This window comes from Pseudoalteromonas apostichopi (genome assembly GCF_030297135.1).
GTDB classification, from domain to species: Bacteria; Pseudomonadota; Gammaproteobacteria; order Enterobacterales; family Alteromonadaceae; genus Pseudoalteromonas; species Pseudoalteromonas apostichopi.
Genome location: NZ_AP028065.1, coordinates 836,931 through 853,149 on the forward strand (window position 1 = coordinate 836,931; position 16,219 = coordinate 853,149).

15 protein-coding genes and 5 tRNA genes are annotated in these 16,219 nt (G+C 42.2%); 3 read left to right on the plus strand and 17 right to left on the minus strand.

Going from position 1 to position 16,219, the window contains the following annotated elements; all coding sequences use genetic code 11:
* Positions 1–55: 55 nt before the first annotated feature.
* From QUE86_RS03735 to xerD, 15 genes are all read right to left on the minus strand, one after another.
* Positions 56–805 carry a L,D-transpeptidase family protein gene (locus tag QUE86_RS03735; RefSeq protein ID WP_256854179.1) on the minus strand — a complete coding sequence of 250 codons (750 nt, stop codon included), beginning with the start codon at positions 803–805 and terminating at the stop codon, positions 56–58.
* Positions 802–1,914: a dipeptide epimerase gene (locus QUE86_RS03740; protein WP_130050798.1), complete on the minus strand. Its 1,113-nt coding sequence runs from the start codon at positions 1,912–1,914 to the stop codon at positions 802–804. The genes QUE86_RS03735 and QUE86_RS03740 overlap by 4 nt, the downstream gene beginning before the upstream one ends.
* 8 nt (positions 1,915–1,922) lie before the next feature.
* Complete coding sequence (locus tag QUE86_RS03745; protein WP_130050797.1) at positions 1,923–3,299, minus strand: SH3 domain-containing protein; 1,377 nt, start codon at positions 3,297–3,299, stop codon at positions 1,923–1,925.
* 16 nt (positions 3,300–3,315) lie between these two features.
* A complete protein-coding gene (locus QUE86_RS03750) occupies positions 3,316–4,575 on the minus strand; it encodes a peptide deformylase (RefSeq protein ID WP_286259293.1) in 1,260 nt (419 codons plus the stop codon).
* A gap of 476 nt (positions 4,576–5,051) precedes the next feature.
* Positions 5,052–5,128 (minus strand) — tRNA-Arg (locus QUE86_RS03755).
* Between the two features lie 111 nt (positions 5,129–5,239).
* Positions 5,240–5,316 (minus strand) — tRNA-Arg (locus QUE86_RS03760).
* A gap of 46 nt (positions 5,317–5,362) precedes the next feature.
* Positions 5,363–5,439: transfer RNA gene (locus QUE86_RS03765), tRNA-Arg, on the minus strand.
* 22 nt (positions 5,440–5,461) lie between these two features.
* Positions 5,462–5,538: transfer RNA gene (locus QUE86_RS03770), tRNA-Arg, on the minus strand.
* Between the two features lie 33 nt (positions 5,539–5,571).
* A tRNA-Ser gene (locus QUE86_RS03775) sits at positions 5,572–5,664 on the minus strand.
* 112 nt (positions 5,665–5,776) lie between these two features.
* Positions 5,777–5,974: a hypothetical protein gene (locus tag QUE86_RS03780; RefSeq protein ID WP_130050795.1), complete on the minus strand. Its 198-nt coding sequence runs from the start codon at positions 5,972–5,974 to the stop codon at positions 5,777–5,779.
* A gap of 252 nt (positions 5,975–6,226) precedes the next feature.
* Positions 6,227–7,762, minus strand: a complete 1,536-nt coding sequence (gene lysS / locus QUE86_RS03785) for a lysine--tRNA ligase (RefSeq protein ID WP_130050794.1) — start codon at positions 7,760–7,762, stop codon at positions 6,227–6,229.
* Positions 7,763–7,788: 26 nt separating this feature from the next.
* Positions 7,789–8,887, minus strand: a protein-coding gene (prfB, locus tag QUE86_RS03790; RefSeq protein ID WP_130050793.1) for a peptide chain release factor 2 whose coding sequence is annotated in 2 segments (ribosomal slippage) — positions 7,789–8,811 and positions 8,813–8,887 — 1,098 coding nt in all. Because the reading frame shifts where the segments join, the coding sequence is not laid out codon by codon here.
* 143 nt (positions 8,888–9,030) lie between these two features.
* The gene (gene recJ, locus QUE86_RS03795) at positions 9,031–10,752 is read right to left on the minus strand and encodes a single-stranded-DNA-specific exonuclease RecJ (protein WP_286259296.1); all 1,722 of its coding nucleotides are present in this window, start codon (positions 10,750–10,752) and stop codon (positions 9,031–9,033) included.
* A 75-nt stretch (positions 10,753–10,827) separates the two neighbouring features.
* Positions 10,828–11,562, minus strand: coding sequence for a bifunctional protein-disulfide isomerase/oxidoreductase DsbC (gene dsbC, locus QUE86_RS03800; protein WP_130050791.1), 735 nt, complete (start codon positions 11,560–11,562; stop codon positions 10,828–10,830).
* 59 nt (positions 11,563–11,621) lie between these two features.
* Positions 11,622–12,509 carry a site-specific tyrosine recombinase XerD gene (xerD, locus tag QUE86_RS03805; protein ID WP_233786810.1) on the minus strand — a complete coding sequence of 296 codons (888 nt, stop codon included), beginning with the start codon at positions 12,507–12,509 and terminating at the stop codon, positions 11,622–11,624.
* A 128-nt stretch (positions 12,510–12,637) separates the two neighbouring features.
* Here xerD and fldB point away from each other — a divergent pair, with 128 nt between their 5' ends.
* On the plus strand, positions 12,638–13,159 hold the full coding sequence (gene fldB / locus QUE86_RS03810; RefSeq protein ID WP_130050789.1) for a flavodoxin FldB: 522 nt from the start codon (positions 12,638–12,640) through the stop codon (positions 13,157–13,159).
* A 47-nt stretch (positions 13,160–13,206) separates the two neighbouring features.
* On the opposite strand, the gene QUE86_RS03815 is transcribed toward fldB, so the two are convergent.
* On the minus strand, positions 13,207–13,635 hold the full coding sequence (locus QUE86_RS03815; RefSeq protein WP_130050788.1) for a DUF2147 domain-containing protein: 429 nt from the start codon (positions 13,633–13,635) through the stop codon (positions 13,207–13,209).
* A gap of 104 nt (positions 13,636–13,739) precedes the next feature.
* Between QUE86_RS03815 and QUE86_RS03820 the strand changes: the two genes are divergently transcribed.
* Complete coding sequence (locus tag QUE86_RS03820) at positions 13,740–14,177, plus strand: hypothetical protein (RefSeq protein ID WP_130050787.1); 438 nt, start codon at positions 13,740–13,742, stop codon at positions 14,175–14,177.
* Here QUE86_RS03820 and QUE86_RS03825 read toward each other — a convergent pair whose 3' ends face one another.
* Positions 14,178–14,876: a tRNA1(Val) (adenine(37)-N6)-methyltransferase gene (locus QUE86_RS03825; RefSeq protein WP_178927332.1), complete on the minus strand. Its 699-nt coding sequence runs from the start codon at positions 14,874–14,876 to the stop codon at positions 14,178–14,180.
* 76 nt (positions 14,877–14,952) lie between these two features.
* Between QUE86_RS03825 and srmB the strand changes: the two genes are divergently transcribed.
* Entirely contained in the window at positions 14,953–16,185 is a 1,233-nt protein-coding gene (srmB, locus tag QUE86_RS03830; RefSeq protein WP_130050785.1) for an ATP-dependent RNA helicase SrmB, read from the plus strand.
* Positions 16,186–16,219: the final 34 nt, after the last annotated feature.

A 16,219-nucleotide genomic window follows, 5' to 3' on the forward strand; every position in this document is an offset into this window, starting at 1 on the left:
GGAATATATTATTCCATCATTATGACAGAATTAAAATACTTTTATTTTATTATTTTTATTCAGCTAAGTTAGGTAATTGCCACTGACTTTGCTTTTGTTGATATTGCGCCTTGGTCAAGCTAACTAATAAAGGCTTTTTACGTTCATCTAACCAAGCAAGCAAAGCGTCCATATTGCGTTCTGTCATTGCTGTACAACCAGCTGTAGGCTTGCTAGGCGCACGCCATAAATGCATAAAGATACAACTACCCGCGCCATTGATATTGCTTGGATTATGCTTAACAACAATGCCTTTTTTATACAAATTATCTTGGCTGTATATATCACGGCGCATCCATTCTGAAGAGTCTTTTACTGCGTCTTCGCCTACTTGTGTTTTGTCGACCAGTTGATTGTAAAAAGGCGAGCCTTTCACATCAATGCAGTAATCGTTTGCAGTCATTGCTTGATAACTTAGGTTCGTTTGTAATGAATCTAAATACCCAAATGCAGTACCTAGCTCAAAAATACCAGCAGGCGCTTTACCATCCCCTTCTTGTTTTTGCTGACCTGGTTGTGCAGGGTGCAGCCCCACTCCCCAAGCAAGACCGGTACGACCAAGTACTACCGCATGTTGTTCGCCTTGTTGTTGCCATTTACCGGCGTCTTTTTCAAAGCGATACAGCGTGGCATCAATAGCATCACTGTCATTAGCGACCACCACCACGAGTTGCTGATGACTGTTATCAATAACAGGTTTAGGTGACTCTTTGCTTGCACAAGCCGTTAAACTCATAGCTGCAATAAGACTAACTAGTTTTTTCATGCTGGCCATACTCCGTTTGTTATTAGTTCAAGCCCTTTTATTGATTCAATACCAAGACCTGGTTTATCTGATAAGCTTATTTGAGGGCCGATAAACTCAACCCCACCTTGTACAGGGTCATACTGACCAAGAGCTGGACCATCTAGGTCAATTTTACTGATTTGTTGTGCTTTGGCAGAAGCTAAATGCGCAGCCCCTGCGACAGCAATACTGCCCTCTAGCATACAACCAATCATACATTCAGCTTGATATTGGGCTGTGATGTTAGCAATCTCAATTGCCCGGCTTAAACCGCCCGTTTTCATTAACTTGATGTTGATAATATCAACCGCTCCCAACTCTAAAAGCTGGATTACTTGCTTAGGTGAAAAGGCGCTTTCATCAGCCATAATCGGTGTATTCACCCGCTCAGTAATATATTTGAGACCTTGAAAGTCACTGCTTTTTACTGGTTGCTCAACTAACTCTAACACCACGCCAGCTTGCTCAAGTTGTTGTAATGCAAACACAGTTTGTTTGGCATTCCAACCTTGGTTTACATCTAAACGTAATTGCGCCTTAGCAGCAAAGCCCGCGTGGATTGCTTTGACACGTTCAATATCTTGATTAAGGTTATTGCCAATTTTTATTTTTAATACGTCAAAGCCCTGCTCAACGGCTAGCTGACAGTCACTGAGCATTTTATCTATGTTATCGACGCTAATGGTAATATCCGTTTTAAGTTCTGACTTACCGCCGCCAAGTAACTTATATAAAGGTGCTTGATAGAGCTTACCCCACAAGTCGTACACAGCCAGCTCTAGGGCGGCTTTTGCGCTACTGTTGCCAACCACGGTTGATTGAATAATTTGAGTGAGCTGGTTGATGTTTTCAATTTCTTGCCCCACCAACTTAGGCGCAATAAACTGCTTAATGACCGCTATCATCCCTTGATGGGTATCACCAGTGATAACCGGTGTTGAGGCCGCTGAGCCATAGCCAGTTTGACCACATTCAGTGTCGATTAAAACCACTAAGTCTTCGATAAAACTCACTTCTCTCAGTGCTGTTTTAAATGGGGTAACTAACGGCACTTTGAGCTTTGCAAAGCGAACAGCTTTAATTTTCATATCGGCCTCTAGCGAATACGCTTAATGTTATAAACACGGTCTAAATAACTGGTTTCTTGAGATAATCTTAGTGGCAATAAAGGTGTCACAGACACCCCATTCAAGGCACTACTATAAAAGCTGCCATCGCCTTTGTTGTAACCTAATCCTTTGACATCATGAATAACATACGGCTCGCCGTGATGCTCCCCTAAGTACATCATCACGTGACCAGGAATATAGATCAGATCGCCAATTGCCATATTTTTAACCGTTGGTATCTTGGCATCCGCAGCGGTATTCTTATCAAAACGATTATTTTGCCCATATTCACTACTGCCTTGCTGCCCTGAATTACGCGGCATTAATAGGCCAAAGCTTTTATAAATTTCACCAACAAACCCGGTGCAGTCGCGGCCATTGTAATCATGCCCCCAACCATAACGCTCACCTAAAAACTTAAAGCCTTGTTTAATTAGATTTTGCTCGTTGTAGTCTAAGTAACCTAAATTTACATCGGCAGTTTTGCTGATCATCGCTGGTTTAATTACAAGTTGACCTTGCTCATCACGAGTAGGTAACTGTACAACATGGCTGGCATAGCTATTTTGGCCGTTTAGCAAATAAGGTACTTTCTCACTATCAACTAAGGGTAAGCGTACCCCCATATCTAGTTGCACTTCTGAGCGGCTTTCATCGTTTGGCACATAAGCAGTATTTACTTTTGCACCTGTCACAACCAAGAAGTTATCTTGTTCACGATAAGCTTTTATTTTATCCGCATCAGCAAAGGCAAGATCTTCGGCAGGTGCCCATGCTAAGTAGTTGTAAGCACGTACTAACAACCACTTTTTATCTGCGCTTTGATGTAATACAGCCACAGCCTCACCCGGGAACATGCCACTTTCTTGGAAGCGATCTAAGTCTTGATCAAGGCCACTATTTAAAACCCGATCCCAAGTTGGAAATGTACGTAATGCAGTACGTTTAACTACCACTGCAAAACGCACCTTATTAGTATCTGCGACTTTGTTAAGATTTAAGTTAGCCTGATATTTAGCAAAATCTTTCGCAGTGAGTTGTCGGCCGTCGGTAAAAAAACGCGGGCTTTTTGGAATTGCACTTGCCGAGTGAATGGCACTTGTTAGCTCGTCTTTACTGAGCGATTTTTGGAAAGACAGTGGATCAACAATGTATTTATTATCTTTAATAAGTTTTTCGTTGAAGGCAGCAATTTGAGCCTCCGTCATAATCATTTTTGCCGATGCCCCTTGCGCTAACCAGTAGCTAGGAGAAAGCTGTGACTGCGTGACCCCGATAACATCTGATTGCCAATCTTCGGCATGCATGGGTGCACTAAAGGCAACACCTAAAGTAATTGATAAAGCGATAATTGAACGACGCATAGCTGTACCTTAATTCTTATTGAAAGCGTGAATCTAATAATTTTGTAAAAGCATGCTGCAATTTTTGCTGCATTTGCTTACCGACTGTCGGCAAATTGGCTTCGTCAGCCCCCTGAGTTGACTGCTGTACACTAAATGTAAACTCACGCCCACCTTGATAATTTCCTAGACACACATGTGCCAGCATCACGGCTTCTGTGGTGGAGCGCGTTTCACTTGGTCCCCAACCAATTTTTTGCCATACACGCCACTGCCCATTGGTTGCGCTATCGAGCACCTCTTTTGCAGAGCGACTATCATTTGGAGCAATAACATCTGCCAACGCATTTGTAACAATATGACTGATACCTACCATCATGCCGCCTACTTGAGCCTGTTCGTAGGTATGACCTGTGCCGTTAAGTAGCACATCAACATCACTTGCTTGTAAATAAGGCATTTGTGTACTTGGCTCACGCTGGTGACTAACCAAGCGCTTTAACCATTCAGCTTGAGCAAGTGTAGTCATTGCTTTGTTGCCCGTTAAGCCACAACTGTCGCAACGATATCCTAAATAGCCGGGATCATCACTGCTTGTTATATAATGAACGACTTTTGCATCAAGCTCATTATTTGCAGGGTTATGCCAATACTCGTCTGATGGCATAAACTGCTCTGAGCCATATGCGCCGTTAAATAACAAACGCTCATCCTGTAGTTTGAGCCAGCCATCATTAAAAAGTCCACGTAAGTACTCTCGCCCTGCCACATTCACAAAATAACTGGCAATAGCATTTGAGTTGCCATCGGCTTTACCAAATGCTTCATAGCTATTAATACTGCTGATCAAATCTGCCAGCGCTGTATCACCTGCATAGAGCGTTGCACCAAGCTCTGGGTGGGTTTGTCTTACTTTAGATAGCGCACCGCTAAATGCTTGAATTTTTGATGAGCTCCAAGGCTCATACAATTTATTATGGCTGCCATCACTTAAATAGCGATAGGCTAGCTGCCCTGCCTGTACTTGATAATCTATTAATAGAAATTTACCTGGCTGCTCAGAGGCTAAGAAATACTGCCAATCGGCCGCCACTCTGTTTTGCCAACCTGCCTGTTGATAATTAACCTCAGTTGCTGATTTATAGCCTGGCTGCTGACTTTCACCTTCCAGTGATAAGCAACCAGTATTTTTTAAATCTTTTGGCAAAATAGCGGGAGCTAACATTACCTGCTCAAAGTATTGTTGGTCGGTTAATGGGGTTTTTTCTGTGTTCGCTTCACAACCAGTCAAAAGCATCAAGCCGCAACTTATAGCCAGCCGTTTTTGATATGCACCTTTCGCATACATAAAATAAAATTCCCACTTGTTATTTTTTTTGGAATATTTTATTAAATCTAACACAATTTCTTCATGAAGCAAATTAACTCGGTTTTATTGCCTATAAGACGCTGGCTTAAAAAATAATTTAACGATTAAAGTCTATCGTCTCGAAGGGGTATTGTTCATCGTCTGGAGCGACATTATCTTAATGCGCGATGCGCGCGAAACAAGTTTCACGCCTACTGGGTGTATTTTTTGTATTTTGAGTTGGGGTTTAATTTGTGGAGTGGAAGCGTGATGTTCACGACTGAAGTCGCTGCTACGAATATTACGATAATAAACGCGATATAAAATCGCTGCTACAGGTTTATATCGAGTTTTCAAGCTCCTACGCGAATTGCAGGCACAAAAAAACCGACTTTCGTCGGTTTATGTCACTTTCCAGAAGAAAGTGGCGGACGCGGGAGGATTCGAACCTCCGACCGCCTGGTTCGTAGCCAGGTACTCTATCCAGCTGAGCTACGCGTCCGCAATGGTTCTGCTTATTTACGTCTTGCAATGACGGTGTTATTAAAACACAAAAAAACCGACATTTAGTCGGTTTGCACTTTCGAACATTGCAGTATGAATGTATAGAAAGTGGTGGGCGCAGGAGGATTCGAACCTCCGACCGCCTGGTTCGTAGCCAGGTACTCTATCCAGCTGAGCTATGCGCCCACATTCTATTTTAGTTAGTTTAAGTCTCACTAAGACTTTTCAAAAGTGGTGGGCGCAGGAGGATTCGAACCTCCGACCGCCTGGTTCGTAGCCAGGTACTCTATCCAGCTGAGCTATGCGCCCACATTTTGATTTTAGTAAAGGATGGTGGGCGCAGGAGGATTCGAACCTCCGACCGCCTGGTTCGTAGCCAGGTACTCTATCCAGCTGAGCTATGCGCCCATTCTTTACTTTACAAGAAAACCATTTAAAAAATGGTGGAGAAGGAGGGATTCGAACCCTCGATAGAGCTACAAACCCTATACTCCCTTAGCAGGGGAGCGCCTTCGGCCACTCGGCCACCTCTCCGTCTTGTGGGGCGTATAATAAAGATTTCAGGAAATATGTCAAACACTTTTCAAGGAAAATCGTATAGATGGTTATAGATTGTCCATAACGAGCTAAAACAACTTATTTTTGTTTATCCTTTCGCCACTTTTTCTTTATCACTCAACGGCTCAAGACCCGTCAATGGGATCAGCTCATCGGTTAATTCAGCGAGGTATTGATCTTGGTAACCTAATTGTTGAAATTCAGCTATACAAGCACGATAAAAATCTTCACGTTGATGCTCGTTTTTATTTGTATCTGTTGGCAACTGCGAAGGCTTTTTTGTCATTAGAATTAAGTCCATTTATGCGTTGAACGAATATGGCGCAATGATGTCATATCTTGGCTAAAAAAAACACTATCCAACTTTAGGTTTGTATAAAAAATTTACAATCTAGTAACTTTATTTGAAGGCTAATTCGGTATTTCTTTTTAGATCAGCTAATTACAATTTAGTAGTAAATTTGTGAGTAATAAAAATCAGAAATTTCTGATAAAAAAACGCCGCTAAAAAGCGGCGTTTTTAAAGACTTTTAGCTGATTAGTCAGCTTGAGGACGCATGTGTGGGAATAGGATCACGTCTTTAATCGTTGGTGAGTCTGTAAATAACATCACCAGACGGTCGATACCAATACCCTCACCCGCTGTTGGAGGTAAACCATACTCTAATGCGCGGATGTAGTCTTCATCGAAGTGCATTGCTTCATCATCACCCGCATCTTTCTCTTCAACTTGACGCGTAAAGCGTTCAGCTTGGTCTTGTGCATCATTAAGCTCAGAGAAACCATTCGCTAACTCGCGGCCACCAACGAAGAATTCGAAACGGTCAGTCACAAATGGGTTTTCATCGTTACGACGTGCAAGTGGTGACACTTCCCACGGGTAAGCGGTAATGAAAGTAGGTTGAATTAACTTATGCTCAGCAGTCTCTTCGAAGATTTCACATAAGAACTTACCAGGGCCCCATACACAGTTTTCAGGGATCTTAACGTGTACTTGCTTCGCATATGCTTTAAGTTCTTCAAAATGATTTTCTGGGTCATTAAATACCGCTGCATCGAAGTCAGGGTTGTACTTAAGAATAGCTTCGCTCATAGTTAGACGAGCAAAAGGCTGACCAAAATCGTACTCTACCGAATCAACCACTTCACCGTTTTCATCTTTAGTTGTGTTTACAACAATTGGTGAACCAAGTACGTCTGTAGCAACAGTACGTAACATGTCTTCAGTAATGTTCATCAGATCAATGTAATCAGCGTAAGCCTGGTAGAATTCAATCATCGTGAATTCTGGGTTATGACGTGTAGATAAACCTTCGTTACGGAAGTTACGGTTGATTTCGAATACACGCTCAAAACCACCAACGACTAAACGTTTTAGGTAAAGCTCAGGTGCGATTCGTAAATACATATCGATATCAAGTGCATTATGGTGTGTTACGAATGGACGTGCAGACGCACCACCTGGGATCACTTGTAGCATCGGCGTTTCAACTTCCATGAAATCACGCTCAGCTAAGAAACGACGAATACCTTCAACAACTTTTGAACGAATACGGAACGTTTCACGTGTCGCATCATTAGTAATTAAATCAACATAACGTTGACGGTACTTTGTTTCTTGGTCAGATAAACCGTGGAACTTTTCAGGTAACGGACGTAATGACTTAGTCAGTAACTCGTACTCAGTCATTTCTACGTATAGGTCACCTTTACCAGACTTATTTAGTGCGCCTTTAACACCGATGATGTCACCAATATCTAGTTGACCGTATTTAGCTTTTAATTCTTTTTGTACGTCTTTTGATGCGTACGCTTGAATTTGGCCTTTCATATCTTGTAATGCTAGGAAAGGACCACGTTTAGCAAGGATACGACCAGCAACTGATACAACGTGTTGTTCAGCAACTAATTCTTCTTTCGATTTATCACCAAACTCAGCTTGCAAATCAGCCGTGTAATGTTCACGACGGAATTGGTTTGGATGACCGTTGGCTGGGCAATTTTCGCGGATTGCGTCTAATTTGCCACGACGCTCAGCGATTAACTTATTTTCGTCTTGGATTTGATCAGTCATTTTTTAGCTCTTTTTTAGCTTGGTGGTTATAGGCCAGATTTAAGGCTGGCTTCAATAAATTTATCTAAGTCGCCGTCAAGAACCGCTTGAGTGTTACGGTTTTCAACGCCTGTACGTAAGTCTTTAATGCGCGAGTCATCAAGTACGTATGAACGTATTTGACTACCCCAGCCAATGTCAGATTTAGCATCTTCTTGACTTTGCTTCTCTGCATTCTGCTTTTGAATTTCAAGTTCAAACAACTTCGCTTTTAGCTGTTTCATTGCTTGGTCTTTATTCTTATGCTGTGAACGCTCATTTTGGCACTGTACAACAGTATTGGTTGGTATGTGAGTAATACGAACCGCAGATTCTGTCGTATTTACGTGCTGACCACCGGCACCTGATGCGCGGTAAACGTCAATACGTAAGTCAGCCGGATTAATATCAATTTCGATATTATCGTCGATTTCTGGATATACGAATGCTGATGCAAACGAAGTATGGCGACGACCACTCGAGTCAAATGGGCTCTTACGTACTAGACGGTGAACACCTGTTTCTGTTCGCAGCCAACCGTATGCATATTCGCCAACAAAGCGCACTGTTGCACCCTTAATACCAGCCACATCACCGTCAGTTGCTTCAACTAGCTCAACTTTAAAGCCTTTTGCTTCACCCCAGCGTAAGTACATACGCAACAGCATGTTACACCAGTCTTGAGCTTCAGTACCGCCAGAACCTGATTGCAAATCAAGGTAAGCATCGTTTTGGTCATGATCGCCTGAGAACATTCGACGGAACTCTAGCTTTTCAAGTTGTGCGTTTAAATCGCCCAATTCAGCTTCTGCTTCAGCAAAGGTTTCTTCATCTTCAGCTTCAACTGCAAGCTCTACTAAACCTTCAACATCTTCGGTACCTGCCACTAGATTATCAATGGTCTCTACGATAGCTTCGAGTGCCGACTTTTCACGGCCAAGGGCTTGAGCTCGTTCTGGCTCATTCCACACGGCTGAATCTTCAAGTTCTGCGTTAACTTCTTCTAACCGCTCTTTCTTAAGAGGGTAGTCAAAGGTACCCCCGAAGCAGTTCAGTACGTTCGCGAATTTCCTTGATTTGATTAATCACAGGATTCACTTCAAACATGTACATTACTCCAAAATGGCTGATTTACCGTGCACCGATATCGACGATAATTACGGTAAATTATCTACAAATATTAAAAACGCCCGATTTTAACAAAAAACCGAGCGTTTTATTAGCCTTTTATGTCGATTATAACGATATTTTTATGTCGCTTTTTGTAGCTCTCGAATAATCAACTGTAAGGTATATTTACCACGGAATTCATTTATATCGAGTTGGTAAGCTGCTTTTACATAACGCACTTCGGTATCTGGCCATGCACGCACATCCACGCCAAATGCAATCCCATCAACTAACCGCCCAGACTGATGTTTTAAAACCAGTTTTAGGTGTTTTTCGCCAACAATTCGCTGCTGTATTACTTCGAATACATGTTCGAACACTGGCTCAGGAAATTGCTGCCCCCAAGGACCTGCATTTTTTAGTTGATTGGCAAACTCCATCGAAAAGCAATCATTTGGCAGCTCACCATCGGTAAGTAAGATGCTTTGCTTATGCTCTTCAGTAAGAGTATCTGTCACCATTTGCTCAAACACTGTTTTAAACTCATTAAAACAGTGTTCATTGATACTCAGCCCCGCCGCCATAGCATGACCACCAAATTTACTGATCAAATGCGGATAGAGAGTATTTACTCGCTCTAGCAAATCACGCATATGCAGCCCTTCAATGGAACGACAAGAACCTTTTATTTCGCCGTTATCGCCAGCTGCAAAAATAATCGTAGGACGGTGATACTTTTCTTTTAAACGACCAGCCAAAATACCAATTACACCTTGATGCCAATCAGCTTGGTATAGACAAATGGCATCAGGCACGGACTCGGTTTTGAAGGCTAAACGGTCAAGCACGGCTTGTGCTTCAGTTTGCATGCCCTGCTCTATTTCACGGCGCTCGTGATTAAGGCTGTCGAGCTCACTGGCAATACGGCGTGCTTGATTTATATCGCTAGATAACAAACAGGCTATACCTAAACTCATATCATCTAAACGCCCTGCTGCATTTAAGCGTGGCGCTAATGAAAAACCAAAGTCACTGGCACTTAAACGCCCTGCATTGCGATTTGCCACTTCAATAAGTGCACTAATTCCGGGCCGTGTTTTACCACTGCGAATGCGTGCTAAACCTTGATGAACTAAGGTACGGTTATTGGCATCAAGAGCGACCACATCGGCAACGGTACCAAGGGCTACAATATCAAGTAACTCAGCCAAATTTGGCATTGGCTGATGCTGAAAATACCCTTGCTCACGTAAGTGGCTTCGTAAAGCAATAAGCAAATAAAAAGCGACCCCAACGCCTGCTATCGACTTCGATGGAAACTGACAGTCATGACGATTCGGATTCACAATGGCATCAGCATCTGGCAGGGATTCACCTTGCAAGTGATGATCAGTCACCAGCACTTTAATACCAGCTTTCTTTACTATAGCAATACCATCAATACATGAAATACCGTTATCAACGGTGATCACAAGCTCAGGCTGCATGGAAACGATTTGCTCTGCAAGTGCAGGGCTTAGGCCATAACCAAGGCTGAATCTGTCTGGTACTAAATAATCAAGATTCTTTAAGCCAAACATAGCAAGACCTTGCATCAAAGTTGCAGTGCTGGTTGCACCGTCAGCATCAAAGTCTCCTACAATTAAAACGCGGCTTTGTGCGGCAATTGCTTCTTGCAATAACGCAACAGCTTTGTCGATGTCTTTAAACAGCTTAAAGTCATGTAATGTCGCAGCGCTATTATCGAGTTCAGTTGCATTTTGCACCTGTCGAGTCGCGTAAATCTGCTTGATAACAGGGTGTAAATGGTGCGGTAAGTGTGAATCATCAACACGTGGACGAGCTTGAATTATTTTTTCCATGTCGGAAACGGTACTTCTTAAGCAAAGGCAAGTAAAAAGGCCTACAACAAATAGGCCTTTTCGTTTAAAAAACAGTTATGAAGATGTTTTTGGTAAAGCATCAAGTGCTTGGCTGATTTGCGCAGCTGATTGATAACCTGGGATCATCGTGCCATCTTCTAAAATAATTGCTGGTGTCCCCGACATACCAAAACTTTGACCAAGTTGGTAATGCTCTGCAATTGGTGCGTGGCAACCAGGCACCGCTGCTACTTCTGCACCCGCTTTTGCTTCTGTTAACGCTTCAGCTGGATCTTTAGCACACCATACATTCATTAAATCTTGATACCCTTTACCACGTAAACCACCACGTGGGAAAGCAAGGTATTTAACTGTGATACCCGCTTCTAAGAAATCATCAAGTTCACGGTGTAACTTACGGCAATAACCACAGCTAATGTCAGTAAACACCGTGATTGAATGCTTTTCGTTTTTCGCTTTGTAAACGATCATCGAATCTTCGTATTCAGCTATACCTTCTTTACGTACATCGCTCAGTGCATGCTCTGTTAGGTTAACTCGGTTATTAAGGTCAATCAGTGTTCCTTGCATAAGAAATTGACCGTCAGGGCTTGCATACAGCACGCCTTTGTCAGTAATTAGTTCTTTAAGGCCTGCCACTGGGCTTGGATTGATTTGCTTAACGGTTACGCCTAATTCGGCAAACTTAGCAATAATTGGAGCATCAGCAGCGTCTGTTGTTGATACGCCATTGGCAAACACATTTAAGCTTGTGCCTAGTAGTGCTGTGGCTAAAACTAACTTTTTCATAAATATCCTATATCCTGATCATTTTTTATATAGACCGGTACATCTTTAAAAATCTTGCACTAAGCTCGTGGATGATGTTGCTCGTGTACCGACTTCAATCTTTCATTCGCTACATGGGTATAAATTTGTGTTGTTGATAAGTCACTGTGACCTAACATCATTTGCACGACTCTTAGGTCCGCCCCATGATTAAGCAAATGCGTTGCAAACGCGTGTCTGAGCGTATGCGGTGATAACGGCGATTCAACTGATGCCAAAATAGCATAGTGTTTGATGCGATGCCAAAAAGTTTGTCGCGTCATACCAATCCCACGCTTAGATGGGAACACAAAGTCAGTGGCATGCTTTATCATTTGCGAACGGCCCACTTTTAAGAATTGCTCAAGCCAATACATTGCTTCTTCACCCAAGGGAACTAAGCGCTCCTTATTACCCTTACCTTTTACAAAAACCACAGCTTGGCGCAAATTAATTTGCTCCATTCTGAGCCCCACCAGCTCAGTAACACGAAGCCCTGTAGCATATAAAAGCTCAAGCATGGCTTTATCGCGAAGTCCCATAGGGTCTTCTATGTCTGGGGCTGCAAGCAATGCTTCTACTTCGGCTTCGGATAGGGTTTTCGGTAATGATTGCCCAGCTTTTGGTTGAGCAATGTTTACCATGGGTGAATCTGCAATCACTTTTTCGCGCACAAAATACTGATAGAAACGTTTCAGTGCACTAATGCTACGTGCGGTGCTGCGCGACTTCAGTCCTAGATCTACGCGGTAAGCTAAATACGCTTCGATATCATCTGAGCTAACGGCAAGAAGGTCTTTATCTTTTATAAATTGGCAAAACTTTTCAAGGTCACTGCGATAGGCCGCCAATGTATTTTCGCTGACGCCTTGCTCAAGATACAGAGTATCTAAAAATAACTCTAAATGTTCGGCGTTATTTGCTGTCATTACACCTTTTTGTGCTTGTGAATTATTATCAGCCACGCGTACTCTCATCCTTATCAAGGTATCAATTGATTATACCTTACGGTAAACTTAGGCCTATCATATCAGGCAAATACACAGTGATAAATACGATGCAGATTGGTTTATTTTATGGTTCTACAACCTGCTACACAGAAATAGCGGCAGAGAAAATTCGCGATATTATTGGCCACGACATAGTGAGCCTTCACAATATCAAAGATGAGCCATTAAAAAATGCAGAGCAATTTGATTTCGTTATCTTCGGCATCTCAACTTGGGACTTTGGTGAGCTGCAAGAAGATTGGGAATCAATCTGGGACGACATTAAAGATGTTAACTTAAACGGCAAAACCGTGGCTCTGTTTGGAATGGGTGATCAACAAGGTTATGGTCAATGGTTCCAAGATGCACTTGGCATGTTACACGATGAGATTTGTGATCAGAGTATTACCTTGCTCGGTAAATGGCCTAACGATACAAGTTATGAATTCGAAGCCTCAAAAGCGCTCACAGAAGATGGTAAACAGTTTGTAGGCTTAGCCCTTGATGAAGACAGCCAATACGAGCTGAGCGATGACCGTATTGCAACCTGGGTTGAGCAAGTAATGACTGAATACAGCGAAAGCTTGTAACATCCTGTTATTTATAAAAAGCCAAGCATTGCTTGGCTTTTTAATTTTTATTCAACACGTTGCCAATATTGATTACGGTAGAAAAAAGCAATATAGCCGCGCACTTCAAGTACCTTACCCTGTTCTTTTGGAGTCAATTTTAGGGTATAAGTTTTACCATTGTTTGGGTCCAGAATTTCACCATCTTGCCAGCTACCATCCCCAGCATCTTTAGCACCTTCAATAATTTGTAACCCAAGAATAGGCTGATTTTTCTTATCACCTTTACACTTTTCGCATATTGCATCTTGCTTGGCTGGGTTAAGTATTTTTTCAACACTACCAATCAGCACGCCATCTTGCTCACTAATACGCACTAAAGATTTCGCTTCATTGGTTTCTTCGTCAATGGTTTTCCAAAGACCCACGGGTGTCAAAGCAGCAAAGCACAGCTTAGAAAATAATAAGGCAAATAAAACAATTGATAAACGGATCATAAAAAACTCGTATAAAACTTAAGACTTTGGCACTATATCAGGACTTAGTAAAACACACCATTTTGCTATTTTCAGAAATAGACAACACATTGCGAGGGAACACAATGAGTCAATTTACATTACTTACCGGTGATATTGTCAGTTATGACAGTAATCAGGTTACCAAAATTAACGCAGCAGGAGATATAATAATAAATCGCTTTGCTGAGCCATTGTTTATCCCTGATAGCGCTAAAGCCGCTCTTGAACTGGGTCGGCTTGACGATAACTTATTCAATTTAAATAAGTTAATGCGCTCAGGCTATGCCGATCCCTGCCCAACTACCCGCGTTCTTATCGAAACCACAAAACCTTTACCAGAAATTAAAGGCCTGTTGATCAAACGCCGCTTTAATATTATTGATTTTTGCAGCGCTGAAATAGAAAAATCACACAGTAAGTCGGTGTTAGATGCCTTATTAAAGCTTGAGTATGTTCAGCAAATTCAACTTGATGAGGTTATGCAATTACAGCCACCTTCCATGCAAAAACCACAGATATAATTACATTTTTAGGTAATAAGCTTTACATAGCTCTTTGTAATCTTGGCTGTAGCTACCATCAGCTGCGTGTATCGTTAACGACGTTGTTTCACATTCACACTTGCTTTGGCTGAATAACAAAAGGCTACGACTTGGTTGCTTTTCCTCGGTAGTGCGTACCAAGCAATGACGTGTTAAGTACCAGTCTGCTTGCTCTGCCACAGCAATAAATTGTTGCGCTTCGACGCAAGGCAAAATTACATTCAATACAGTTTTGCCGTGGCTAAGCCGAGTACAAGCCGCAATTAAATCACTAAAGCTAAGACCATCTGTGTGGCGAGCAGTATTGCGAGCATCGTTATCACCTTTTAAGCTCGCATTAAAATACGGCGGATTGCTAATGATTGCATCAAAAGGCTTTACTGCACTGAACGACTGCACCGCACCTTGAAAAAGACTAATATCAGGCCAAGGGCTATTGGCGAAATTTTCTCGAGCATCACTGCAAGCACCAGAATCAATTTCGATGGCACTGATATTTGCTTCAGGTGATCTTTGCTTTGCCATCAAAGCCAGTAGTCCTGTGCCAGTGCCTATATCTAAGATGCGTTCAGCCCTTTTCAGATTAGCCCACGCACCTAATAAAATACCGTCGGTTGAGACTTTCATCGCAGTGCGTGTTTGCGTTACTGTAAATTGTTTAAACACAAAGCCTGACATTTTTTCACCTTTTCATTCACCACAGCCGCGTTAACGCGTATAATTAGGCTTAATTGTCCTCTATTTATGTCACTCTATGCAATTTTCTGAATTTGATATTGATAACAAGCTGTTAAATGCCATTAATAAAATGGGTTTTGATACGCCAACCAGTATTCAACAACAAGCGATCCCTGAAGCACTTCAAGGTCGTGATATTTTGGCATCTGCCCCTACTGGTACGGGTAAAACAGCCGCGTTTTTGATCCCTGCAATTCAATACTTGCTCGATTTCCCGCGTCGTGAACCTGGTTTTGCACGTGTCTTGATCATGACACCAACCCGTGAGCTTGCGTATCAAATTCATGAGCAATGTGAATTACTTGCAGCACAAACTCATCTTAAAATTGGCGTTGTGACTGGAGGTATAAACTACGGGACCCACAAAGAAATTTTCGAAAGCAATAACGACATTCTAATTGCGACGCCGGGACGCTTAATGGAGTATCTCGAGACAGAGAACTTTCATGCCGAAAACGTTGAAGTGCTGATCCTTGATGAAGCAGACCGCATGTTAGACATGGGCTTTCGTAAAGAAATGCTTCGCATTTGTGATGAGGCGCGAAACCGCCGCCAATGTTTCTTATTTTCAGCCACCCTTGAAGGTGACAGCGTTGAGTTATTTGCAGAGCGTATCTTAAATGATCCTGCACTACTTGAAGCTGAATCATCACGAAAAGAGAAAGGCAAAATTCACCAGTGGGTTCACCTTGCAGATGACTACAACCACAAGCTGAAAATGCTAGTTGAAACGTTAAATGGTGATGACATTCAGAAAGCTATTGTGTTTGTTAAAACTCGTGAGCGCCTAGAAACACTGATTGGTGAATTAAACAACGAAGGCATTCGTGTTGCTTGGTTACGCGGTGAAATGCCGCAAGACAAACGAATGAAGACAATGGAGAATTTCCACTCTGGGCGAAATAATATATTAGTTGCAACGGATGTTGCCGCACGTGGTATTGATGTTGCTGATATCAGTCACGTTATCAACTTTGATATGCCACGCACCGCAGATGTATATGTTCACCGTATTGGTCGTACCGCTCGCGCTGGCAAAAAAGGCATCGCGATTTCATTTGTTGAAGCCCATGACGTAGCAATTGTTGGTAAAGTTGAACGTTATATCGAACAAAAACTCAAACGCCGAGTTATCAAAGGGCTCGAGCCACAGCATAAAGAAGCTAAGCTCCCATCCAAAAAGAAGAAAGATCCAGAAAAAATGAAGGCAAAGAAAAAAGCCAAGTCTAAAACTAAGAAGAAAAAATAGTTTTACTGACACTGTTATAAAAATGCCGAGTTTG